The sequence below is a fragment of the Paenibacillus campi genome (assembly GCF_034659835.1).
Classification (GTDB): Bacteria; Bacillota; Bacilli; order Paenibacillales; family Paenibacillaceae; genus Saccharibacillus; species Saccharibacillus campi.
In genome coordinates, this window is the sequence record NZ_JAXSQZ010000011.1 from 26,340 (window position 1) to 51,639 (window position 25,300).

At 46.3% G+C, this 25,300-nt stretch carries 18 protein-coding genes and 1 CRISPR repeat array; of the genes, 8 read left to right on the forward strand and 10 right to left on the reverse strand.

The features are described from left to right. Positions 1–75: 75 nt before the first annotated feature. Positions 76–1,614 (reverse strand): glutamine-hydrolyzing GMP synthase, encoded by a 1,539-nt coding sequence (gene guaA, locus U1I11_RS19660; RefSeq protein ID WP_322907830.1) that lies wholly within the window; start codon positions 1,612–1,614, stop codon positions 76–78. Positions 1,615–2,025: 411 nt separating this feature from the next. Here guaA and U1I11_RS19665 point away from each other — a divergent pair, with 411 nt between their 5' ends. After that, positions 2,026–2,703 (forward strand): alpha/beta hydrolase, encoded by a 678-nt coding sequence (locus tag U1I11_RS19665; protein WP_322907831.1) that lies wholly within the window; start codon positions 2,026–2,028, stop codon positions 2,701–2,703. Positions 2,704–2,982: 279 nt separating this feature from the next. Next, positions 2,983–3,624 carry a DedA family protein gene (locus U1I11_RS19670; protein WP_322907832.1) on the forward strand — a complete coding sequence of 214 codons (642 nt, stop codon included), beginning with the start codon at positions 2,983–2,985 and terminating at the stop codon, positions 3,622–3,624. A gap of 82 nt (positions 3,625–3,706) precedes the next feature. Here U1I11_RS19670 and U1I11_RS19675 read toward each other — a convergent pair whose 3' ends face one another. Beyond that, positions 3,707–4,825 carry a YrpD family protein gene (locus U1I11_RS19675; RefSeq protein WP_322907833.1) on the reverse strand — a complete coding sequence of 373 codons (1,119 nt, stop codon included), beginning with the start codon at positions 4,823–4,825 and terminating at the stop codon, positions 3,707–3,709. A gap of 208 nt (positions 4,826–5,033) precedes the next feature. On the opposite strand from U1I11_RS19675, the gene U1I11_RS19680 reads away from it, so the two are divergent. After that, a complete protein-coding gene (locus U1I11_RS19680; protein ID WP_322907834.1) occupies positions 5,034–6,470 on the forward strand; it encodes a stalk domain-containing protein in 1,437 nt (478 codons plus the stop codon). Positions 6,471–6,813: 343 nt separating this feature from the next. On the opposite strand, the gene bcp is transcribed toward U1I11_RS19680, so the two are convergent. Further along, positions 6,814–7,278, reverse strand: coding sequence for a thioredoxin-dependent thiol peroxidase (gene bcp / locus U1I11_RS19685; RefSeq protein ID WP_322907835.1), 465 nt, complete (start codon positions 7,276–7,278; stop codon positions 6,814–6,816). A gap of 432 nt (positions 7,279–7,710) precedes the next feature. Here bcp and U1I11_RS19690 point away from each other — a divergent pair, with 432 nt between their 5' ends. Further along, the gene (locus U1I11_RS19690) at positions 7,711–8,268 is read left to right on the forward strand and encodes a GNAT family N-acetyltransferase (RefSeq protein WP_322907836.1); all 558 of its coding nucleotides are present in this window, start codon (positions 7,711–7,713) and stop codon (positions 8,266–8,268) included. 248 nt (positions 8,269–8,516) lie between these two features. Continuing rightward, a CRISPR array of direct repeats spans positions 8,517–8,946; the repeat unit is 32 nt; unit sequence GTCGCTCTCCGTGCGGGAGCGTGGATTGAAAT. Positions 8,947–9,186: 240 nt separating this feature from the next. Here the strand turns inward: U1I11_RS19690 and U1I11_RS19695 are convergent. Genes U1I11_RS19695 through U1I11_RS19705 form a run of 3 tightly spaced genes read right to left on the reverse strand, consistent with a single transcriptional unit; the run spans position 9,187 to position 11,804 of the window. Continuing rightward, the gene (locus tag U1I11_RS19695; RefSeq protein WP_322907837.1) at positions 9,187–9,981 is read right to left on the reverse strand and encodes an ABC transporter permease; all 795 of its coding nucleotides are present in this window, start codon (positions 9,979–9,981) and stop codon (positions 9,187–9,189) included. Between the two features lie 4 nt (positions 9,982–9,985). Beyond that, positions 9,986–10,780: an ABC transporter permease gene (locus U1I11_RS19700; RefSeq protein WP_322907838.1), complete on the reverse strand. Its 795-nt coding sequence runs from the start codon at positions 10,778–10,780 to the stop codon at positions 9,986–9,988. Then, entirely contained in the window at positions 10,773–11,804 is a 1,032-nt protein-coding gene (locus tag U1I11_RS19705) for an ABC transporter ATP-binding protein (protein ID WP_322907839.1), read from the reverse strand. The genes U1I11_RS19700 and U1I11_RS19705 overlap by 8 nt, the downstream gene beginning before the upstream one ends. A 432-nt stretch (positions 11,805–12,236) precedes the next feature. On the opposite strand from U1I11_RS19705, the gene U1I11_RS19710 reads away from it, so the two are divergent. The 3 genes from U1I11_RS19710 (at position 12,237) to U1I11_RS19720 (ending at position 16,510) form a co-directional block, all read left to right on the forward strand. Continuing rightward, on the forward strand, positions 12,237–13,328 hold the full coding sequence (locus tag U1I11_RS19710) for an LCP family protein (protein WP_322907840.1): 1,092 nt from the start codon (positions 12,237–12,239) through the stop codon (positions 13,326–13,328). 513 nt (positions 13,329–13,841) lie between these two features. Then, positions 13,842–15,158, forward strand: a complete 1,317-nt coding sequence (locus U1I11_RS19715) for a glutamate-1-semialdehyde 2,1-aminomutase (RefSeq protein ID WP_322907841.1) — start codon at positions 13,842–13,844, stop codon at positions 15,156–15,158. A 767-nt stretch (positions 15,159–15,925) separates the two neighbouring features. Beyond that, entirely contained in the window at positions 15,926–16,510 is a 585-nt protein-coding gene (locus U1I11_RS19720; RefSeq protein ID WP_322907842.1) for a LysE family translocator, read from the forward strand. 140 nt (positions 16,511–16,650) lie between these two features. On the opposite strand, the gene U1I11_RS19725 is transcribed toward U1I11_RS19720, so the two are convergent. From U1I11_RS19725 to U1I11_RS19735, 3 genes are all read right to left on the reverse strand, one after another. Further along, a complete protein-coding gene (locus tag U1I11_RS19725) occupies positions 16,651–17,250 on the reverse strand; it encodes a YjgB family protein (protein WP_322907843.1) in 600 nt (199 codons plus the stop codon). A gap of 79 nt (positions 17,251–17,329) precedes the next feature. Then, complete coding sequence (locus tag U1I11_RS19730; RefSeq protein WP_322907844.1) at positions 17,330–17,917, reverse strand: TetR/AcrR family transcriptional regulator; 588 nt, start codon at positions 17,915–17,917, stop codon at positions 17,330–17,332. A gap of 89 nt (positions 17,918–18,006) precedes the next feature. Then, positions 18,007–19,434: an aminotransferase-like domain-containing protein gene (locus U1I11_RS19735; protein ID WP_322907845.1), complete on the reverse strand. Its 1,428-nt coding sequence runs from the start codon at positions 19,432–19,434 to the stop codon at positions 18,007–18,009. Positions 19,435–19,860: 426 nt separating this feature from the next. Between U1I11_RS19735 and U1I11_RS19740 the strand changes: the two genes are divergently transcribed. After that, positions 19,861–20,880 carry a DMT family transporter gene (locus U1I11_RS19740; RefSeq protein ID WP_322907846.1) on the forward strand — a complete coding sequence of 340 codons (1,020 nt, stop codon included), beginning with the start codon at positions 19,861–19,863 and terminating at the stop codon, positions 20,878–20,880. A gap of 514 nt (positions 20,881–21,394) precedes the next feature. Here U1I11_RS19740 and U1I11_RS19745 read toward each other — a convergent pair. After that, positions 21,395–25,159 carry a DUF5695 domain-containing protein gene (locus tag U1I11_RS19745; protein WP_322907847.1) on the reverse strand — a complete coding sequence of 1,255 codons (3,765 nt, stop codon included), beginning with the start codon at positions 25,157–25,159 and terminating at the stop codon, positions 21,395–21,397. Between the last annotated feature and the right edge of the window lie 141 nt (positions 25,160–25,300).

Here is a 25,300-nt window from a genome sequence, read left to right on the forward strand (position 1 = left end):
GAAATATTAAAAATATAAAAAAAACAGCATGATCTATGACCAGACTGTTTTTTCACTAGTTATATTAAATTCTTCCTACTCCCACTCAATCGTAGCCGGCGGTTTCGAAGTAATATCATACACAACCCGATTCACATTATCTACTTCATTCACAATACGCACCGAAATCTTCTCTAACACATCCCACGGAATGCGTGCCCAGTCTGCTGTCATGCCATCGATCGACGTTACGGCACGAATCCCTACCGTGTACGAATACGTACGTGCATCGCCCATGACGCCGACGCTTTTCATATTCGGCAGTGCTGTAAAGTACTGCCAGATTTCACTTTCCAGACCTGCTTTGGCGATTTCTTCGCGCAGGATGTAGTCGGAATCGCGGACGATCGTTAGTTTGTCTTCGGTTACTTCGCCCAGTACGCGAATTGCCAGACCTGGGCCTGGGAATGGTTGACGCCATACGATGGCGCGTGGCAAGCCGCATTCTTCACCGACTTTGCGCACTTCGTCTTTGAACAATGTTTTCAGTGGCTCAACGAGTTCAAATTCCATATCTTCCGGCAGACCGCCGACATTGTGGTGGGATTTGATCGTTTGTGCTGTTGCCGTACCGCTCTCGACGATATCGGTATACAGTGTACCTTGTGCCAAATAAGCAAAGTCGCCCAGCTTTTTCGATTCTTCGTCAAATACATAAATAAACTCGTTACCGATAATTTTACGTTTTTGCTCAGGATCGTCTACGCCAGCAAGTTTGGACAGGAAACGCTCCTGTGCATCGATTTTGACGACTTTCATATCGAATTTGCCGACAAATGTTTCCATAACGCTCTCGGCTTCACCTTTACGCAGCAAACCGTGATCGATAAACATACAAGTGAGCTGATCGCCAATCGCTTTGTGCAGCAAAATGGCTACAACGGACGAATCTACGCCGCCGCTTAGTGCGCACAATACGTTTTTGGTGCCAACTTGCTTACGGATATCTGCGATCGTATCGTCGATAAATGTTTGCATACTCCATTCGCCATGACAGTTACACACTTCGTACAGGAAGTTGCGAATCATTTCGTTACCAAATACGGAGTGACGTACTTCCGGGTGGAACTGTACCGCATACAATTGACGTGCTGCATTGCTCATCGCTGCAATCGGTGCGGATTCGGTGCTTGCATCGACGACAAAACCTTCCGGCAGACCGACCACATGGTCACCATGACTCATCCAGACGGTGTGGCTTGCTTCCATGCCTTTGTTGAGCGCGCAATGCGGCATAAAATCAACATCGGATTTGCCGTACTCACGCTTGGCGGAACGTTCTACTTTACCGGACAATTGTTGAGCCATTAACTGCATACCGTAACAAATACCGAAGATTGGCACATTCAGATCATAAATAGCCGGGTCCACATGCGGAGCATCTTCTGCGTACACGCTCGATGGGCCACCGGAGAACACGATTCCTTTTGGAGCCAGTTCACGAATTTTCTCGACAGGGGTATTAAAAGGCAAAAGTTCACTGTACACGCCAAGATCGCGAATACGTCTTGCAATCAACTGATTGTATTGTCCACCAAAATCAAGGACAACGATAATTTCATTTGGACTGTTCATTCATGTGCCTCCCACTTTTCAATGAGTCTAATTATACCTATCCCCAAAAGAGACCGTCAAGGCTTGTCGTACCTAGATTTCAGCATTTTTCAAATGATTTCATTATTTTTTTCATAACCGTTAAAGATGAAGTGCAACTATGATATCCACATCTGGCTGGAAGCTTCCGTTATAATAAAAGCAGGTTGATTAGCAGCAGCACACCGCCTTCTCTTGTACGCATATACTTATATAACTGCCATCACTTTGATCGTAGTTTTGATGGTAGTACGATAACTTCTTCTCTATTGCCAAACTTTTCATACGATACGATAAACCGTTATGATAGGAATCTAGCATTTGGATCGTTCCACTGTATGAATCAACGCACTGGATCACATTTTACATTATTCAACACCAAAGGAGCTTATTGTGAAAGTATGTTTGCTCATCCACGGGTTTACAGGAGGAGAACATGAAGTCTCTCCGATAGCTGCATATTTAGAGGCACAAGGGTATATTGTGCAAATGTTTACTTTACCAGGACATGGTGGCAGTAAAGCCGATCTTCGCAAGGCGACTCGGCACGATTGGATACATAGCGCTGAAGTGCAATGCAAGCAATTGTTAACGACCTATTCCACTATACACCTGATCGGCTTTTCAACAGGCGCATTAATTGCGGCTCATCTGGTCGTGAAATATCCGAATCAGATTAGCTCGTTAACGATGTTATCTGCGCCTGTATTCCCGCTCAATCCGCAGCAGATTATACGCACATTGTTTCAATGGCAGATGGTGAAGGCGTATATCCGTAATTTTTGCGTTGTGCCTGCTACAGCAACACGCGAATTTTATCGGATCGTACGTGAATCATTGGCGATCTATCCGCAGGTGCAAATCCCTGTCCTAATCGTACAAGGAGATCGCGATCATCTGGTCAAAATGAAAAGTGCTGCTTATTTGGCAACACATCTAGGTACACGGCATACCCGAGTGATAATCGTCCCTGGAAGCGGACATTTAGTCTGTTATGCAACGCGCAAAAGTGCTATGTTCGAGGCGGTTCAAAACTGGGTCGATACGCATCATATTACCTATTCAACGTGATTATCTGTTGCTGAATATTAGAGTATAGCAGGAGCAATCCATAAGTCGGAGAGCGACAGAGATTAGTTCCGCAAATAAGCATGTAGTGCAACAATTTCAATCTACGCTCTCGCACACGTATAGGAGCAACTGGCTTTACACCGATATCATACTATAATATAAACATCGGACTGGAAATTTCTGTTAATAAATGAATACACTACTGCCTCGTTTTTGGGCACAAAAGCGCCACTTTCATGCATTATACTAATAATCATTCTAGCTTGTGGAGGCCAGTTTATGGGAATTGTGCAATATTTGGAGTCTTTATTCACGCATCATGGTTATTCGGTGCTATTTCTCGGCTTGCTGCTCGAGTTTATCGCCTTACCTTTTCCAGGTGAAACGACGATGGCTTATGCCGGCTATTTATCGTATATGGGACATTTGCAGTTTGGTATAGTACTGTTGTGTGCATTTGGAGGCACGACGATCGGGATGATGATTACGTATTTTATCGGTAAAAAAGCCGGTTTGCCGTTTATGCGCAAATACGGCAAATGGATACTGCTGCCAGAGCATAAGCTCGATAAGGCGCAGGCGTGGTTTAATAAATACGGTTATACACTTGTGTTTGTCGGTTATTTTATTCCAGGGGTACGGCATTTTACCGGGTATTTCTCAGGCATTATGAACTATAAGTTTTGGCGTTTTGCCGCGTATGCGTATAGTGGAGCGTTTCTGTGGGTGTTAACATTTTCGCTGCTCGGCAAGCTGTTCGGGCCACAATGGAATTTGATCTTCCACTGGCTTCACCGGTATTCCGGTGAGGCGATTACGATTATCGTCGGGCTGATTGTGGCAGCGGTAATTGTGAAGTATCGGCGGCAGCTGGGGGTTTGGCTGCTGAATCGGTTTGGGAAGAAGAAGTCGGAGGAATGAGTCTCTTTATTGATGAAAAGATAGCAATGCAATGAAACAGAGTACCGATTGAATATAATCAATCGGTACTCTGTTCTTATAACTATCTTATATTAAAAGTGACACTGTTTGACGATACTCTCATGCTACTGTTACTGCTTCGAGCGGATTCTTTAGGTACTTGAGATATCCCATCCACAGTAATATTGTTTATGGACGTATTTAATTGACCAAAAGCTTTAGAATCCGATGTATCGGCTATAGTAGCTAGTATTTTATAACCGCTAATATTCGAAACTCCTGTTCCATTTTTCTCCATTATAACCGCTAGTTTAGTTGGAGTCGTATTTGTACATGTATAATTGGTACACTTAGCAGTGCCTTGTAGTTTGAGTCTAGTTGTACTAACATTATCATGAACATAGTTTTTCCAAAAACTAACTTGCACATCCTCTCCAGGAATATATCCATTTTTATACTGTACTGCATCATAACCTTTTAGCATAGTATCAGTTGACCATGGACTTCCCCCGCCTACTTTTAAATAAGGTTTCCAAGCTTGAACACCACTTCCATCCGTACGTAAAGGACTGTATTGTAATCCTGCATCAGCTTCTGTATTTCCTGTAAAACCTACATATGTGTATGTCGTACCTTTATTATTATCTAATTGCTTTACATTACCATCAGTGTGTATTCTCGCTTCTAAAAGACTACCAGAAGAAGGAATGATTACTCTTGCTCCCAGTCCACCTGAGATTGTAGAAGTTGCAGCTAAACTTTGCATATACGTATTGCTAGAATTTTGATTGATATAGGTATTACCTACTACTGTAGTATCCAAATCCACAATTTTAGCTATTGGATTTGAACCGTCTTCATAAAAATATAAATCTTTATCGGATTCATCAATGTAAAAATAATCATAGACTTCTTTTGGGGTTAATGTTTTTTGAGAAAAAAGTGATATTTGAGGATTTTGAGCTTGTTTTTCATTTTTTATAATTTGCTGGGCTTTTAAAATAAAATCATTTACATCTTGATTGGAGACATTAGCTGAGTTAGTTACTTTAACAAACGTTGATGGCAAATTATTATTTTGCTCATATGTATTTCCTGTTACAGTACCATTCCAGTCATTACTACTGGCTTCTGTACTTTGTAAAGAAAATAGTTGAAGCAGTAAAAAAGTGATCATAAATAGCAACATAAATTTTCTCATTCGCTCACCTCTAAAGTATTATTCATTCAATAATTCCGACTTCTATCCTCCTTCAGTTATGTATTTTATTACTCAACAATATTCTTATATCAGTTAATTAGCAATCTGTAAATCTATTTTTTATTTAGTAATTTAGTTTGTTTGTTTCTCTGTAATACGATATACTCTTTATGTAATAAAACCCATATTAGCTCAGGAGGAACAATTTATGAAAGCCAGCAAATATACTATACTTTTATGCTTTTGCCTTTGTTTTAGCTTGTTGTTACCTGTTCGCATAACAGCAGCTCAAGACAACACAGCTCATGCCTTGAAATCGATCGTTTACATACAAGCTTCATTAGGTAACGCTTACGCAATTGATAAGCAGGGAACGACATGGACATGGGGAGGATCGGGGCAGTATGCTGGGACAGGCGACAACTACATTCACTTCTCTCCTCTTTCTTTTCCAGACCCATCTATCGTCTTTACAAGCATTGCTCCTGGAGCAGGCGTATATTCTAGTGCAGTGACTAACAAAGGGTTGGTTTACACATGGGGTGTTGATGATCCTAGCGGTCTTAAAACTACAGCACCTTTACAAGTTCCAGGCTTGACAGACATTGTATCTACGGCTACAGGTACCGATCATTTTCTTGCTCTGGACAACAGTGGGCAAGTATGGGGCTGGGGCGGAAATAATGCGGGACAACTAGACAAACTCAAGATCGCGAACACACCTGTTTTTAACAAGCCTGTACGCTTATCCGGGCTAGATCAGGTCAAAGCGATTGCTTCCTATGATAATTACTCGGTTGCTTTAAAGAAAGATGGTACATTGTGGGGATGGGGGTCTGCCGATGATTGGGTTACAGCACCTGTCCAGCTTCAAGGCGGTGACCATATTGTATCTATACAAATGAGTTATAAGGAGATTATAGCGACGAATGAACAAGGAAAAATCCTTTATTGGTATTTATCTTCTGGTAATCCGAAACCGACAGTTTATACGTTAACATCGTCTGTGATTTCAGTAGATAATGGCTCAAGGGGCTTTATTTATGCAGTAACAAGTGATCATAAGTTATGGAAAATCGATCCAACCACTACCCCTCCTGCGATTACACAGGTCGTCGGTTTAAACGATGTTACTCAAGTAGTATCCGGTAACGCATTTACGCTGGCACTCGACAATACTGGGATAGTGCATAGTTTTGGCATAAATGACGCTGGTCAACTCGGCATCGGAAATCCATTTATGAAAGGCACAAATACACCAGTTATCGTGCAAAAAGCGATTGTTGTACAGTTAAATGGACAGCAACTTCGTCTGCCCAATGCTCCCATACTCGTTAACAATGCAGTTTATGTGCCTGTACGCGGTTTGTTCGAGAAAATGAATGCAACGGTCGTCTGGAATAGAAAGAATAAAAATGATGTGGCGATTACGAGCGGTTCAACTAGCATTCTTCTGACCAAAGGCAAAAACATAGCAATCGTCAACGGCAAAGAAGTACCTTTATCGGCTCCACCGTTATATGCGAATGAGAGCATTTTCATTCCACTGCGTTTTATTTCGGAAACGATTGGTGCTCATGTCGATTGGGATCGTGCAAGTTATACAGTGCAGATTCATACAAAAGCAGCTACAACATCGGAATAATGTACTAGGGCGTGTCTTCAAACTCCTTTACAGATCATTTGATAAGGGTAATTTTCGCCAGACTAAGCTGCACAGGGTCTTATTTCCGACCTTTGTGAACAATAAAATGATACGTAGGATCGTTTGAAGACACCACTACAACAAGAAACGTTATTTTATTCCACTACTGGCATTCGACTATTGTAATTACATGTGTTGTGTCGATGTTCGTGAGGCTAACAACAATACAAACAGGAGCGGTTGATCATAACCGGCTCCTGTTTGATGTACAGAGATTTGAACATCATCAAAGATGACAAAGATGATGTCAAACTCATCCTGTACGCATACGCGTTAGCACATTTTACGACTGAATCGCTTCCAACACTGCCTCCACATGCCCTTTTACTTTCACATTACGCCATTGCTGTTGCAAGTTTCCGTCTTCATCGATTAGAAACGTAGAGCGCACGATGCCTTCGTATTCTTTGCCGTACATCTTTTTCAGTTGCCAGACGCCGTATGCTTCAGCGACTGCGTGGTCGGGATCGGCAAGCAGTGGGAAAGGCAGTTCGTATTTGGCGACAAATTTGTCGTGTGACTTTACGCTGTCCGGGCTAATGCCGAGTACGACAGCGCCGTATTGTTCATAACCTGCGGTGCTATCGCGGAAATCGCATGCTTCCTGGGTACAGCCTGATGTATTGTCTTTCGGGTAAAAATACAGTACGACTTTGCGTCCGCGATAGTCGCTTAATGAAATTTCTTTGCCGCCAGATGCTTCCAGCGTGAAGTCTGGTGCAGGCTGTCCAATTTGCAATTCGCTCATTATCATAACTCCTTTTTATTTATATTATGGAAACTGAAGCGGTTCATACTTTTATGATAGTGGAAAGATGGTGCTGTGAAAAGGAGCGTTCGTGTCAGCGTAGAGCATGTCTGCCTGCCCATCGTTATTGGATGTGTCAGACTGGCAGTTTTTCAATCGCAATGAATTGGCTAGCTGACGTGTAATCACGACAACAAGTAACAATGCTGTGTGGACAGATCGGATTGGCGTTATGTACAATCGGTAGTATCACGTTCTTAAGCGTATATACCCATTTAACTACAGGCTGTTATGCGTATCAGATGGGGATCGCTTCATTGATATGTTAGGATGAAAAGAGACGTCTACATTATAGATGTGCCTACACTTTTCCGACACCTAACCTTAACCTACATCGGTTACTATCATCCACTAGCAAAGGAGCTTGATTCGATGAACCCAACATCCAACCTATTACAAACAGAACGCATCCAAGTACGTTTAATCGATACGCGTGATGCTGAGCAAGTATTGGCATTGGAAAATCGCAATCGTGACTTTTTCCAGCATTTTACGGGTGCGCGTGCTGAATCTTTTTATACGTTGGCAGGGCAGCGGGAATTGGCGCAGTCACGGATGGAACGAGCGGCACAAGATCATGGGTATTGGTTTGTGATTATTCAGCGGGAGACGGAGCAGATCATTGGTTTGATCATGCTTAGCGAAGTTGTGCGCGACAATTTGCAAAGCTGCTGGATCGGCTATTTTCTCGATCAGCAGCATAATGGTAAAGGTTTGATGACCGAAGCGGTGAAGTTGGTCGTGCAATATGCGTTCGAACAGCTGCATTTTCACCGCCTTGAAGCAGGGGTAATGCCGCATAATATCGGCTCGATTCGTGTGCTGGAAAAGGCGGGCTTTGAGCGTGAAGGGTTGGCACGGAAAAATGTGCGTATTAATGGTGTGTGGCAAGATCATGTGACAATGGCGATTGTGAATCCGCATGATTGAGGGAATGATGCTGGAGACAGTATAGACGTTTATGCATACTTGCTAACTGCCGTTCAATATTCGATGATTAGCCGATTGTAGCGCGAACCCTAAGCTCACATGAAATCCCTGGGAGGTTCGCGCTCCTTGCTGGGCAAGGGATTGCGGCGTTTTTGTTGTATTTTGCTGACTTTTCGGCTACCCTAAAAGGGAGGTTCGCGCTTTTGGGCGTGAAAGACGTTGGGGTGTAAGGGCTGAAAGTGCCCGCAGTCGCTCTCCGTGCGGGAGCGTGGATTGAAATCATTATGAATGATTTATAATGGTCGATATGATGTCGCTCTCCGTGCGGGAGCGTGGATTGAAATTTGGAGTGACGCGGATGGCAATTACTAATCGGATCAATGTCGCTCTCCGTGCGGGAGCGTGGATTGAAATTGTTGTTTTATACTCTAGAGCATAATTAAAATTAGTCGCTCTCCGTGCGGGAGCGTGGATTGAAATAAGGATCTAGGATATAAGGTACTACCTCATCAGGTCGCTCTCCGTGCGGGAGCGTGGATTGAAATTTAACTTTAGGGGTGGTTTTGCTAAACCAGTTTGGTCGCTCTCCGTGCGGGAGCGTGGATTGAAATCCCTCTGGGGACTTGACCCGCTGCGGCAGTCAAAAGTCGCTTTCCGTGCGGAAGCACAGATTGAACTCTGTTTGTAATCTGCACGATTAAAGATTTCAAGCGCGACTCTCATAAAAAAGCATGAGATTTAAACACCAAAAATAAAACACAAAAAACAGCCCCTCCCCATCATCTCCCAGCCTATTCCGCCGGAAACTGATGTCAAAGCAAGCTGTTTTTTGCATTCCTATCCCCAAAACCTACTATCCCCAAATCACCATCAACCAAACCAACTATCCATCATCCCTCTACTCAATCCACCGCGCCCCTACGATCCTGCCCCGCGATACCGTTTCACCCCACTATTCCACAGCAACAAACTCACCGTAAAAAACACAACCCCCATCACCGGCGTTAACCATGCCATCGTCACCATTTCCTGCCGCTCCAAAAACAATGCCGCTGGATAAATGCCAACAAATGCAAACGGCAATACCCATGTCAAAACAATCTGGATTACGCGGTTATAGATCGTAATCGGATATCGTCCGTACGTCTGAATATTGACCATCAGCGGAATGATGCCGGTTGGTGAATCGGAATAAAACGAGACGGAGGTGAGGATAATATAAATACCCGCATAGATGAGCGTCGAGCCAATTACCATGACGATCAATACCGGAATAAACCACCACTGCATCTCCAATCCAAGCTGCCCACCGCTCCACACCATAATTATCAGTCCGATTGCCGAACCGATCAGTGAAGGCGGGTCGAGATTTTCGAGGAAAATTTGAAACAGACTGTGCGCCGGACGGGTCAGAATGCGATCCATCTCGCCTTTGACGATATAACGATCACCAAAATTCCACAGATTAATAAAGCAGCTATACAGCCCATACGGCACCATAAAATAACCGTACACAAACACCACTTCCGCTTCGGTAAAACCGCCAAGCGTATTCGTATGGGCAAACACAACGAAAATAAAGATCAAATTCGTCGCCTGAAACAGCAAATCCGAGATCACTTCCACCCAGAAGTCGGCACGGTACGTCAGCCTTGTTTTCATATAATTCGTAAAATACTCCCAAATCAAGCCTACATAATAAGCGCTGCGCATCGACTCAACCTCCCTGTACGAACAGTCGCACCCGGGCGGCGCGCCAGACGATGATCATCGGTACAAGCAAAATCGCAAACCATAATACTTGAATCCCGAGCACTGCCAAAATGCCTGTCCCTTGCACACGTCCTGTAAACACCGAACCCGGCAAATACGTAATCGCCTGAAACGGCAAAAAATTCATAATCGATACGAGCCAACCGGGGAAAAAGCTAATCGGAATGAGCAGCCCGGAAAACAGATCGACAACGACGCGTTTCATGCGCATCAGTCCATCGTTATTTTCAATAAAAAACGCCATTAACCCAACGAGTATATTCAGCTGTGTATTGATCAAAAAGCTAAAAAACAGCATGATCAGAAAACCGATCCATGAGATCAGGCTTGTCGGCAATTGTACCGGGAACAACAAGATCGCAATGATCATACCCGGAATCATAAACATCGTGAACCGGAACAGCCCTTCACCAAAGCCTTGCATCATTTTGACGAGCAAATAATTGTACGGACGGATAAATTGAATCGCAATCGTACCGTCGCGAATCTCGGTCGCAATCTCCCGATCCAAATTGTTAAAATAAAACGCCCGCGCCATCCACGATACTGCCACATAAGTCGTCATCTGCGCTGCCGTAAATCCGGCAAGCTGCTCTTTACCGCCGTAAATCGCCTGCCATGTAAAATAATAAACACCGATATTAAGCGTGTACACGAGAATGCCGGAATAATAATTAACCCGATACGCCAGCATCGTCAAAAAGCGAATCCGAATAAAGTCAAAATACAAGCTAGACATGAATGATGCCTCCTGCTGCCGGCTTTTCCGCTGAACCAGAGCTGTAAATCTGGCGCACGATTTCATCGGTGCTCGTCTCGGAAATTTGCACATCCGTCACTTCCGCCGCACCTAACACACGCGAAAACAGTTCGGATACAGCCGTGTCCGCGGGCACAAGTGCGGTCGCGACCAGCTCGCTCTCCTGGCTCCAATGGACTGGCAACCCCTCCGTCCACGCTGCTAGCTGTGCCGCTGCTACCGCCTTGCCAAACTGAAACCGTACCGCCCGTCCGCTGCCCCACCGTGATTTCAATTCATCCAGCCCGCCATCGTAAATAATGCTGCCTGCATCGAGCATAATGACACGCGAGCACAGCGCTTCAATATCTTGCAAATCATGGGTCGTTAGCAAAATGGTCGTGCCTTGCGTACGATTCAGCTCTTTCAGAAACTCACGAATTTCCGACTTAACTACAATATCCAGCCCGATCGTCGGCTCATCGAGAAAGACGATCGATGGATTGTGCAGCAGCGCCGCTACCAATTCGCAGCGCATACGCTGTCCGAGACTAAGTTTGCGTACCGGACGGCTAAGCAGTTCTTGCAGCTCCAATCGTTCAACTAGCTCATCCAGCCGCTTGCGAAAATCGCTTTCGGTTACCCCATATACTTTGCGCAACAATTGAAATGACTCGATCACCCCGATATCCCACCACAGCTGGCTGCGCTGACCGAATACGACGCCGATGCCGTTGACAAATTTCTCGCGCTCCGCATATGGAATATAGCCATTTACCCGAATATCGCCGGATGTCGGTACGAGAATGCCGGTCAGCATTTTAATCGTCGTCGATTTGCCAGCACCATTTTCACCGATATAGCCACATATTTCCCCCTGTGGAATCGTAAAGCTAATATCATTAACCGCTGCCACCTCACGGTATTGTCTGGCGAACAGGTCTTGTAATGCTCCCTTCAGCCCGCCACGACTTTGCTGAATACGGAATGTTTTGCGTAGTTGATGAACTTCGATTGCTTGCATAATGCACTCCTTTGGTATGGACATCATCGTGTCAACATGTATAGTTGATCGACTTTCACGAGGCGTATCACAGGCAAAAGTCGTACTGCCGCTAACAGCTTTGCAAAAGATATTGCACAGTAACAAGATTGTCATTTTTACGCTCTTTTTTTTGTAGCAAAACCACCGTATGATAGTGAACAGCAAAAGGGGATTGACAGCAATATGTATCCCTGTTCCACTGTCGCGCGAAAATTGATTGTTGCCCAAAAAGAAATTATAATGTACGGGTATTGTTAACACAATGCAAATGCATTAAACTGCGTTAACTTTGATCCGCCCTGCATCTCGCAGAATGCAGTGGTAGAGCACAGTTCAAGCACTATTTATGTAGCCGACGATGAGGTACAACCTTATACATCGCGAACCCCATCTTTGAAAGGAAGAACATGCATGAAATTAAAAACAAAGCGTACGCTATTATGGAGCCTAGGCATTATCGCCGTGGCTGTCATCGGCTATGCCATTTATTACTTTACAGCAATCTATAGCCAGATCGGTGCGCTGCAAAAAACAGGTAGTGATTCCCCATTCAAAAACGTAGCTAACAATACCGCTGTTGCCTCGGCACCGCCGGTTTGGACAGGCACAGAGCCTGTTAATATTTTGCTGATGGGCGTGGATGCCCGTAACTCCAATGACGGTGAAGTACCGCGTTCTGATACGATGCTTGTCGCTTCGCTTGATCCAGTCAAAAAGACGATCCATCTATTTTCGATTTTGCGTGATACGTACGTAGATATTCCAGGTTACCAACAAAGCCGGATTAACTCCGCGATTACACATGGCCCAGATACCGCGATGAAAACGGTTAGTGATGTGCTCGGTATCCCGATCCAGTATTATGTGTATACCGACTTCCAGGGCTTTATTAAGCTTGTCGATGCGGTTGGCGGTATCGATTATAACGTGGAAAAAGATATGCATTATGTCAGCGCTGCCGACAAACATGAGTATGATATCGATCTTAAAGCAGGTATGCAACATCTGGACGGCAAAACGGCGCTCGAATATGTACGTTTCCGCCATGATGCGATGTCCGATTTTGCCCGTACCGAACGTCAACGTGCCTTCTTGACCGCTGTTGGCAACAAACTCAAATCGACGACTTCGATTATGAATTTGCCAACGATTTTGCAACAGGTAAATCCGTATATTGATACAAACTTGAGTGTAGACGATCTGTGGAAACTCGCCAGCGTAGCGTATGATAGCAAAATGAGCGGCAGTGACCAGTTGCCACCAGACAAATTACTCGTTGAAAAACATGTTGGCGGTGCACAAGTGATCGGTATTAGCGATGAACAAAAGCTAAAACAGTTCGTGCAAGATGCGCTAAGCAAAACGGAAACCGCTCCGACTCCGGTAGCTGCTGATGGTGAAACGACCAACACGACCGATACGGAAACAAGTGGTACAACAGGCAACACCGGTACGCCAAGTAGCGGCAGTTCCACTAGTTCCTCCACTTCATCCAGTAAATAATTGATTTGTTAGAAAGATAAGGAAGCTTCGTTGATCGAAGCTTCCTTTTTGATGTTCACTTTTGGATGTTCACTTTTCAATGCTTACTTTACACCTTCACTTTTCAAATTCCACTTTTACTTTTACTTTCATATTCCACTTGTTACGCTTACCTTTTCAGCCCTATGTCCATTCGCGTTCATCTATCCCTGATTGTTCATACGCTCGTCATTTGCCAACACCGTCTGTCATGTTAAAATAGATACGGTCTTTCACCGCTACCCAAAACAACATTAGGCTATAAGCCAACCTAGGGCGTGTACGCAAACTTGGCGTGCTAGTGCAGACACCACTGTGGTACGGAATAAGGATAAGCGGACGCACTCCCGTCTCGCACAGGAATCTACGGATGAGGAGGGAATATAAATTCCCGTGCTTAAAAGTCCGTCCTTCTCCCTCATTCCTTCCTCTGTTCTGTGCTCCTCGCAGCCTACGAGTTTGCGTACACGCTCTAATACAAAGGAGATATTACGTATGAACCGAAAACGTTCTGAACAATTATATGAACAGGCACTTCAGCATATCGTCGGTGGAGTGAACAGTCCGTCTCGCTCGTTCAAAGCGGTCGGCGGCGGTGCGCCGGTGTTTATGTCATCTGCGCGCGGCGCCCATTTCTTCGATGTGGACGGCAATAAATATATCGATTATTTGGCAGCGTTTGGGCCGATCATTACCGGACATGCGCATCCGCATATTACAGCAGCGATTACTAGAGCGGCGGAAAATGGCATTCTGTACGGTACACCGACCGAGTTGGAAATTCAAATGGCGCAAATGCTCAAAGACAGCATTCCATCGCTTGATAAAGTACGGTTTGTCAACTCCGGCACCGAGGCGGTAATGTCGACGATTCGTGTGGCACGCGCCTACACCGGACGCACGAAAATTATTAAATTCGCTGGCTGTTACCACGGTCATTCCGATTTGGTGCTCGTCGCTGCTGGCTCTGGTCCATCCACACTCGGTACGCCGGACAGTGCGGGCGTACCTGCCAGCATCGCCAATGAAGTCATTACAGTGCCATTTAACAATCTGGACGGATTGCAGCAGGCGCTGGAGCGCTGGGGTGATGAAGTCGCAGCGGTGATGGTGGAACCGATTGTCGGCAATTTTGGGATGGTGATGCCGGAGCAAGGCTTTCTTGAAGGATTGTGCCGACTGGCACACCAGCATGGTGCACTTGTCATTTATGATGAAGTGATTACCGCTTATCGTTTCCATTATGGCTCTGCCCAAACGTATGTCGGGCTGGACAATCACGATGAGATTACACCGGATTTAACCGCACTCGGCAAAATTATTGGCGGCGGGCTGCCGATCGGTGCCTATGGCGGTCGCAAACATATTATGGATCAAGTCGCACCGCTCGGACCCGCTTATCAAGCAGGCACGATGGCAGGCAACCCGGCATCGATCGCTTCCGGAATCGCCTGTCTGGAAGTGCTGCAAGGCAGCGGTGTGTATGAAGAAATGGAACGGCTGGCGATTCGCCTGACCGATGGTATTCAAGCTTCAGCCGATCGTTATGGCGTACCGCTGACGATTAACCGGATTCGCGGCGCATTTTCGACGCATTTCTGCGATCATCCGGTAACCAATTACGAGCAGGCACAAGCTACAGACGGCGAACAATTCGCTTCCTTTTTCCGCCATATGCTTGATCGTGGCATCTGCCTTGCCGCCTCCAAATATGAAGCATGGTTTCTGACAACCGCACATAGTGACGGCGATATCGATCTGACGCTGGAAGCTGCGGATGAAGCGCTAAAACTCGTATCACAAGGGAGATAAAATACAGCTTCGATGGCTGTATGATAGCAGCTAGGCTAGAACATATACACAAATTCGTATGCGGCAAGCTGCACTTCACTGCGGGAACGAATAGGGGGTAAGGATGGACTTTTGTGCACGGGAGTCTACCGCCTCTCCCTATTCGTAGATTCCCGTGCGAGACGGGAGTCCGTCCCCTTATCCTTATTCCGTACCGCAGTGGGGGCTGCTCCAATTCGCCAGGTTTGTGTACATGTCCTAGTAGACTGTCTCAAATGGAAATGGTGTTTGAACGTACCTTAACCGATTCATCATCAAGCAATGGTTAGATCGACAAACCGTCAATGTAGTTGAGACAAGCTACTAGTAGCTTGACTGCTTTCAATATTGGCTTTGAATCCACTTTAAGTCCTTATTTGTAGCAATAATCTGCACCGTTTTAAATATGGAGTTTAATGTCGTATAGCCTGAAGAAGTTCATAATATAGGAATACATTCATACGCTGGCGTGAATCAAACAGCATATTTAAGCTAGTCAGTCTACTATGTTTGCGTATATGCCGCAATGACAGCGCCGATATGCGATGCAGCGTGAAATGAACAACCTTCACCTGTACCGTGTAGCGGCGCTTTTTGGTGCGGCTTGATCATTGTTTTATCGTTGTCCTTGATCCTCAGCTAATAAAAAGCTGTACAGTGATCATACTATTCGTTATGATGAATATTATTCTGTTATATAAGAATTTTATTCACTATAGTATCCGCAAGCTAGAAGGAGGGATATCGTTATGCCTATATTTTCATTTTGGGCATTTATTTTGATTGCCAGTTTTACACCGGGACCGAACAATATGATGGCGATGGCTTATGCTAATCGTTACGGATTGCGACCTACATTGCCTTTTTGCTTCGGCGTGGGTACAGGCTTTGGCTTGCTGCTGTTGCTATGTAGTTTGGGCAACTTGCTGCTAATCCAATCGCTGCCACTGCTGCGCTTACCGCTTACTTTGCTCGGTGTTGCCTATATGCTATACCTTGCTTATCAAATGATAGCTGACGCTGGCGCTGCACCTGCTGCAACACCGGATTATCAGCCAAAGCTATTCTGCATCGGGCTGCTCATTCAATTTCTGAACCCTAAAGGCATTCTGTTCAGTCTATCGACCGTTTCTACCTTTATCCTGCCTTATTATTCCTTCCTACTCAGCTACTTAGGTTTTGCCGTACTGCTTGGTCTGGTCGGCATATGTAGTTCATTTAGCTGGAGCTTGGGTGGAGCGTTGTTTCAGACGTGGTTACAGCGACATCGCCGTTTGTTCAATTGGACGATGGCGCTCTTGCTTGTGTCGACAGCCGTTATGCTCATCATTTGAGCTGTGATTGGCAAATTAGCCGTTGCGTATGTCAATTACGTTTGACTGTGCGATAAGTATACGAAGAAGCCGCACCGCATCAATTGAATACGGTACGGCTTGCTCTGAAACGGCAATGCGGTCTAGCGCATATGCCAAGGTTAGCGTTTTAATAAATTAATATGGTCGAGATCGGTCGGGCTATTGTAAATAAACTCCAGTTTGTAATCGCCACGATTGTACGTAAGCTTTGTTTGCTTTTTGCCGCCAGCCCTAATTGTGGATGTGGAGCTTGGTGCGTACCATGTTTTTTTGAGCACACTCATCGTCATACTGCCGATCGTCTGTTTACGTTCAACCTGGGTGCCGAGATAACGAATTTCTGTTAACACATTGTCTTTGTTATACGACATCGCGTAGCCAGGTGTACCCATTTCGGCATGATACATATCGTAGCCGGATGCGGTCGTACGTGGTGTCGTTGGCTGACCATAGATAGAGATCACCGTACTGCGCGTCGTCTTGCCGACGATAAATTTGTTCACTGGATTACCATTTGCGGACGGGAATATGCCTTTTAAGGCAGGCTTGTAAAATGTATTCAGCAGCGTAGCTCCGGTCATTTGCTGACTCGTGCTTGTGCTTGCAGCATGAGCGGCTGGTACCGGCAGACTAGCGCTGACAGCGAATGAACCGAGTGTCGCTGCGCCTGTAATAGCAATGGCAAGTCCTGTTTTGTGCATCGTGCTTGTAAATTTCATTAGGTATTCCTCCTTGATTGGCAACGCCTAGAGTGTTCCCTTTTGAAGTGTGTGTATCATTTATATCGTCTAAAAAGCATCACTGCTTTTTGATACCGCAAAATACCAACCGTACCATCTCCGCTGTCGTATCATCGTCCATCGGCGGCTGATTGGACAACATACGATAACTGGACGGTGCATGTAACAGCTCAATCATAATCATCGCATCGATCGTTTCATCCAGCTCACCGCGTTCCAGCGCGCGATTCCAAATCGTCAGGCATTTGGTATACATCATTTCGCGCAGACGTTTATGAAACGGAAGCAGCATCTCTTGACGACTTTGACTTTCCGCCATAATCTGTGCCAATACCCTTCCTTCGGGGCAAACGTAAAAACGGTGCAGCTTCATAAACCAGTCAATGTAATCATCCACCACATTGCCTGTGTTCGTAATCGTGCCTTCAATCTGCACATGATAGACAAAAGCTTCCATTGCAAGCTCCACCTTGTCACTCCACCAGCGATAGATCGTCGCTTTGCTGACGCCAGCTTGCTCGGCAACTTTGTCGATCGTCATTTTGCGAAGACCATGCTCCAACAATAGCTCCATCGTCGTTTTAAAAATGGCAACTCTAGCTTTCTGGCTGGGGGGTCTGCCCGGCTTGCGCTTTGGTTCTTCCATAGCAAGTCTCCTTCATGATTAAGAAACGAATGGTTCCGTAACTAAAATAACGCTTTTGTCGATCGATGTCAAATTGTGCATATCGCATTTTAGTCATTACCCGAATTTATGCGCTCTGCCGCATGCTGCACCGAAGTTGACGTTATCGCCTGTGTGGGGAGCGGTACAGCGATCAGCCGTTTAATTTGTGCGGCAACGATCTGTAGCGTAGGCGCAATACGCTCCTCCTGCACATTAGACACATTAATCCGTAGCCCGTTCCAACGGTAGGGGCTGTCCGTCATAAAATAACGTTCCAGCGAATCCGCTACAATATGCAGTTCCTGCAACCGGCGCAGCAATACAGACATCGGAAAATTGTCCGGCAATGGCAATACCGCATGTAGTGCATCGATATGATACATACGCGCAAATAACGGGTCGCTTGTCGCTAGCTCGCAAATAGCGGCATGCAGTCGCTTCGTGCGACGTCGATACGCTTCCAGCATCAGTCTGCGGTAACGCGCATACATACCATTTTTAATATACATCTGAAGGGCTGCCTGTGATAATACCGAACTGTCGATATCGAGCAATTTTTTGTAATGGGCAAACGTTGTAGTCAAACGATCCGGCAATACCGCCACCCCGATGCGCAGCCCAGGGAACAACATTTTGGAATAACTTTTCAAATAAATGACATGATCTGAGCGATCATATGCATACAGCGGATCAATGCCTGGATGCTGCTCCAAATCAGCCAAATAATCGTCTTCTACCAGATATACATCATATCGTTCGGCAAGCACAACCAATTTCTTTTTGTCCACCGCCGCCAGTGAATGTCCGAGCGGATTGTGAAAACGCGGCATCACATAGAAAAATTTGATTTCACCGGTCTGAAACCATTCCTCCACCTGGGCGATATCCAGCCCGCACGATGTTCGCTCCATTTGTACGACCGGCACATTTAACGATTCAAGCAGTTCGATCAGCAGATGATAACCTGGCTGTTCGATCATAATTTTGTGCTGCCCCCCTGGAAAAGGCATCATCGTCAAAATCGACAACGCCTGCTGTACACCGGATGTAATGTACAAATTAGCCGGACGTGCAAATACTTGTACCCGTTCAAGTTGCTCGCGCACTTCATGCAGTAGCGCAGGCAATCCTTGCGGCGTTCCGTACGTAAACAATTGATCCCGATACAGCTTCAGCGCCTGATGCAAGCAACCTTGAAAGTCATCAAATGGAAACAGTTCCGCCGCCGGTGCAGCTGAAGCGATATCGATCTGCTCGCCTTCAGCAATCGCTGGTGTCGTCTGATGTTGAGCGGCAACATAATAACCACTGCGATCGACTACATATACAAAATGTTCCCGAATGAGCTGTTCATACGCACGAATAACCGTTGCCGCGCTGCACGAATATTGCTCTGCCATTTTACGAATAGACGGCAATCGTGCTCCTGCCGGACGAATACCGGATACGATTTGTCGTTGTAACAATACAGCTAATTGTTCATGTTTGCTCATCATTAATTCCTCCTTTAGTAATTAGCTATCGATAAATAAGATTAAAATTGCCGCGCTTGTAAAGATGGCGTCGTTTATAGTGATCGCTGAATGATTTGCTGCGCTACACGCTAACGAGATCGAAATGAACAGACAAAATCATTCCTACATTCGAATCGGTTCCATTTTGACTTAGTATACGTCTTCTATACGCTTATTTGTTGCTATGCGACGTTCATCTGTACCGGTACAGATAGCAAATAAACGCATTGTTGCACATCATATTTACCGCTTATAGTGAGAATACATTCAATTAAGCAGACGAACGGCACTGTGCACATGCCGTTTAGCTGCCGATCCACATCGATTTATACTGCGCAACATCGATTTATACTGCAATCAAAATATCACATATTAACGCTGTCTTCAGCACTGAAAGGATAAATTCATATGACGCTTAAAATGCCTCGGCACAGGTCTACTGCACCAGCAGCAGCATCTACATCTATTCCATCCGCAGCCGCACCAGCCCGCACTCATCGTAATGGCTGGGCATATGTTGCCGCCATCGCTTATGCACTGATCATTGGCTTTTCATTTCTGTTCGTTAAAATGACGGTTGCGGTAGCACAGCCGCTAGATGTGCTTGCTCACCGCTTTCTGCTATCTGTACTCGTAATGGCGATTCCGGTCGCGCTTGGCTGGATTCGCATTTCGATCCGACTTGTTGATTTGAAGCGTATACTGCCACTTGCGCTGTTATCGCCGGTATTATTTTTCACCTTTCAAATTTTCGGTCTGCTGCATGCCTCGTCGGCTGAAGCAGGCATTATTCAGGCGACTGTACCGATCTTTACGATGCTGCTTGCCGCTTATTTTCTAAAGGAACGTACACGACTAACACAAAAGCTATCGTTATTGCTATCTGTGTCAGGTGTAATCCTTATTTTTGTATGGCAGGGCGGTGCCGGGCTGTCTGCTCAGCATCTGGGTGGAATGCTGCTGCTGTTAGGGTCAGCGCTTTCTTTTGCCGGTTATAGTGTGCTCGCTCGTCCGCTAACACGTGCTTACAGTCCGCTAGAACTCACATGGGTAACGATGATTGTCGCTGCCGTGCTATTCAATGGCGCTGCCATCATTATGCATATTGTACACGGTAATATACACAGTTATATCGAGCCGCTTGCACAGCCGAATTACTGGATGTCACTGCTCTATCTTGGCGTGCTGTCATCGCTAGGTACGACATTGTTATCAAGCTATGCGCTATCCATTCTTACAGCAACGCAAATGAGTGTGTTTAGCAATTTTGCCACGATCACGTCGATGGTTGCCGGAGCGGTTATACTGCATGAACGACTGCTGTACTACCATATGATCGGCGCAGTGCTCATTATTATCGGCGTGCTAGGTACGAACTGGAATGGGAAAAGACGACAGACCATAAGTACGCCAAGCAAGCAGCAATAGCAGCATATGCGCAATGGACGATCAAGCTGTTTGTTTGACAGGCGACGTTCGCTATTAGAACGATGGGATTGTTGCTCGTGTACGATATAGTCGGATTGACTGTTATTGGAAACTTGTTTAAACGTTGTGTGACCCTTTTCGTTACGTACAGCATGTAGGACAAGCTGACCTATATACGTTACCCTGGATATTTGGCAGAAATTAAAGTCGCCTTATAGCGTCCTAATGAGCGAAAGCAACAGAAACAAGCTTTCACCCCAGGACGCTAACCGACGACTATACGTATATGTTACAAATGCTCACTCCTACAGAGAAGCGGCAACACGCACAATAGGTATTAACCCGGCAGTGAAGCGGATGTAGCTTAAGTGATCCATCCGCTTCACTGCCTTATTTTGCCCAGACTAGATTATTATTTTCCTTATATTTCCATTTATGAACATTTTCTCGCATCGATTATACGAATTTTGCCCAGACTGCGTTGGTGTTTACCTCTGCTGTCTATTTAGCTTATTTAATCTGCTTTAGCGGTTACTCCATGCGCTGTAGAGCTTGCTGAATTCGCAAGCGTAGCGATTTCATTGGCACGTAGTGCACGGCTATAAATGCGGAAATCATCGATCAACCCGTGATAAGGGGGATCATCATAACGCGTTTTACCCATATAGTTTTGCGTTGTATTGCCAAAGCTGGCAGGATCAACGGTAATATGATCATTCCGTCCTGCTTCCACCCCATTGACGTACAGGATTGCCGTCGTACCGGACAACGTTACTGCGATATGGTTCCAAACTCCTGTCTGCATAACGGGCGCCTCTACCGCCTGTTCACCGGATGACGAATTGTTGCTAATTGCAAATTGCATATGCCCTTCCACCTGTGGCGCCAAATACAAATATAGGAATCGATTGGCACCGATATCAAATACCGAGCTGTAATCTTGCAATGACTCCGCCTTCGTCCATAATGCTAACGTCAACTCATGACTGCCTCCGAGCACACCGTTCGGTAGCTGTACATAGGCGCCTTGCCCATTCAGCGATACCGCTTGACCGTTATGCCCTGCCGCCCATGCCGCTCCATTCCTTAACAGAGCAGGCTGTTTGGTGCCATACGTATTGCTCGCTACCGTACCGCTGCCTTCATCAAATGGATACTCCGCCAGCAACGGCGGCAGCGGCGACGCGGCATATACTTGTACAGTCACCGTATCGCTGCTGCTCAAACTGCCATCGGTTGCACTCAAACGGAACGTATATTGTCCATACGTGCTCGCCGTTACACTCGTACGAGCAGCATTCGCATTGTAAAATGTAGCCTTGCCGCCCACCGGTGCCGATACGACGCTCCACTCTGTATGCAGCGTACCAGACGGCAATCCGTCATCGGTGACCGTACCGACAAGTGATACCGGCTCGCCAGCAACAGCTTGCACATCGGCACCAGCATCGACATGTGGAGCTTCATTGCTGCCGGATGCGGTCGCTGATAACTCAATCGTATAGTGCGACTGCGTTGGTGCGTACACATTTAACGTCACTCGATCCGCAAACGCATTCAACGTACCCGCAGCTTGCCCGTTAATCTTAAGGCGATAAGCTGAATGTTGCAGCCCAGTCAATTCAAGCGCTGTCGCATGCGTTTGCGCCGGGAATGTGTTAGTCATTTGCAAACGAACATAACGCTTGTCTTTGCTAATCTCCGCCTGACTGTATTGATCGCGCGCAAGCTCTACGCCAAAATTCAGCGGCAACACATGCAGCTTCTGATCGACGCCATCCGTCGGTGTGATCTGGTACGTATTCCCGGTATCTTGCACGTCTGCTCCATAGCCGATTAGCCCGAAGATCGGATCATTAGCAACATCAGCACTAAGCACGCGCAATGCGCCAAACAGACCCAAATCGGCTTCACCAGTCATGCTGCGCCAGCCGTTCATTAACGGCACATCATGTCCGCCGCCGGTACCGTTCGTGCCCTGATTGCCTTTTTCCGCCTGATACGTCCATGAAGCGGCACCGATATTGGCAGGATCATTGCTCATCTGCCCGCTATTGATCGCACCGATATTCGCCAGCTTGGACGCATACGCCAATCGAAGTTGCTCAGCGGCAACGGTAGGTTGCGTTGCTGCCAAATGCTCGCGAATCCAATTATCCATCGTATAGCCAGCCAGTGAAGTGGTGTATTGAAAATTAAACCAGTTGTCGCCCGTATTCGTTACCGGATCGGCATAATAGTACCAGACTGGCATTTGTCCGCGACTGGCTCTTGTTTTCGCATTAATTTCGCGCATCATCTCCAGCGCTTTGTCAGTATCTGCGCCGGTTTCCCATTTAATCCGAGCCAGCGTGTACACTTCTTCTTCGCCTGTATTATCGTATGAATATTCCGACCCGTACGGATATTTGTTCGCGCTAAAATTGGCGTATTTGCGCTCCATTTTCTCGCGTACATCATCGGCTTCGGTTACGTATCCTTCACGATCAAGCGCAGCGATCAACTCCGGTGTCGTCTGTCCGCCCATCAATCCGGTCGCCAAGCTATAATCGACCGGGCCGTCATACAGTGCTTTCATAATATGATAGGCACGCAGCAAATACGTATTCGGATCATGCTTGTAGCTGATCAGCCCCGGATAATCGCGGGCGATGCGGTACATATCGAAATACGTATTGTACACATGCGGATACGCATATCCGCGATTCGTCAACGTCGCTCTCGGGTCAGCCGTTAAGAAATTCGGCACCAAATAATCGTTATGATGATCTTTCATCAGCGTATTCCAAATCGCTGTCTCCAAGTAATCATCCAATGACTGCACTTGGCGCGCAACCGGTTGCTTGCGATTTTGCTCGGCAAGGAACAACCCATGTGTTAGTCCCCAATCATCACCCCAACCCCAGCCCCACGGCTCAGGCGTATCGAATTGGTTGCCGTTAAACGCATTGCGTTTCTGCTTCGTATTCATCATCCAATCGTCATACACTTTGTCCCGCATATCCCCCGGCACATTCCACTGCATATGGTCAACCATAAAATTCGCATGCGCAGACAGCGCTTTATCGACCGGATCGATTCCGTAAAATTGCATCACCGCGCGCTTGCCGTTGCCATACAGCACAGTCACATTTTGCTGCCCGATCCGATCGAGACACCAGCGATAAATATGATGATCCCCTGCTGCTGTGCGATCTAGCGCAATTGTGCGACCGCGCTCATCTGTGACACTTTGAATCGGCTGACTTGTGCGCAAATCGAATTGCAACGGCTGATTGGTCGGCACGATCATACCCGGCACAACCGTCATATCGACCAATCCATGTGTATACAGCGTCTGCTTCATCTGCGCTTCGTCTGTTACCGCTGCAAATGTAAAGCCATACCGACTGCTTGCCTGCGGCTTCAGTACCAGACTCGTATTCGGCAAATATCCACGATTAGTAGAACGGATTACCGCTGAATGTGGATAAAATACGTTCAGCCCTTTGATCCATTTGCCTTCATTGCCTGGATTCCATGCCCATTTGCTGCCCGGATGCTCCTCGATCCGCCAGCGATCTTGGTATTCCAGTCCTGCCCCGGTATCCGCGTCCGGCATAAACAGCAAATATGGCCCCAGCCCACTCGGACGACTTGCTGTTATGTACGAGCTGTTATTCGCGACGAATGAATGGGTAACGACCCGTGTCTCATAAATTTCATCACCATAATTCCATTGCTCGTTAAATGGCATCGGCAAACCATAATCACCGATTTCCAGCTTGCGCCCGCTCGTATTATCGATTCCGATCGTCCAGCCAAGCGAGCCGTCCGGCTTGATCGTATACGTTTCCGTCAGGCGAAAGTCGCGAATGCCGTCCGCATGACGCGAATGCTCATACGTAACCGTTACTTGCTGCCCGTTCTGCTCGATCCGGCGCACATCGTCCGACTGATTAGTAGACGCTTTGCGCCACTCGCCCCCGTCCAGCCGATACGTAAATAACAGCTCTCCCATCCACTGATGATCGTATGTATCCTGTTCGGGAGTGACCGTTTTGTTCATCACATATTCAGTCGGGAACAGATCATTCGTCAGCTTAAGCGACGAAATCTCCCCGTAGTTGCCAATCTGCACTTGTAGCTGGCTGCCAGATAATGTATGCCCTGTTGCAGCAGTGTTGTCGTCAGCAGCAGCGGCAAATGCTGGCAATTGTCCGACCCACAATACGATTACTAAGCATACCACGAACAGCCTTGTTCTATTATGTTGCCCATGTCCATCATAATTCATCATATGATGCCTCCTCGTAGCTTGTCTTAAGTACATGTACAGCCAGTCGATCTAACAAGCGCTTAATTTTGAATACGTTTCTGAATAAGTTAAAGTACGTTTAAACATGATGTTCACTTAAGACAGCCTGCTCGTCTAAAATCG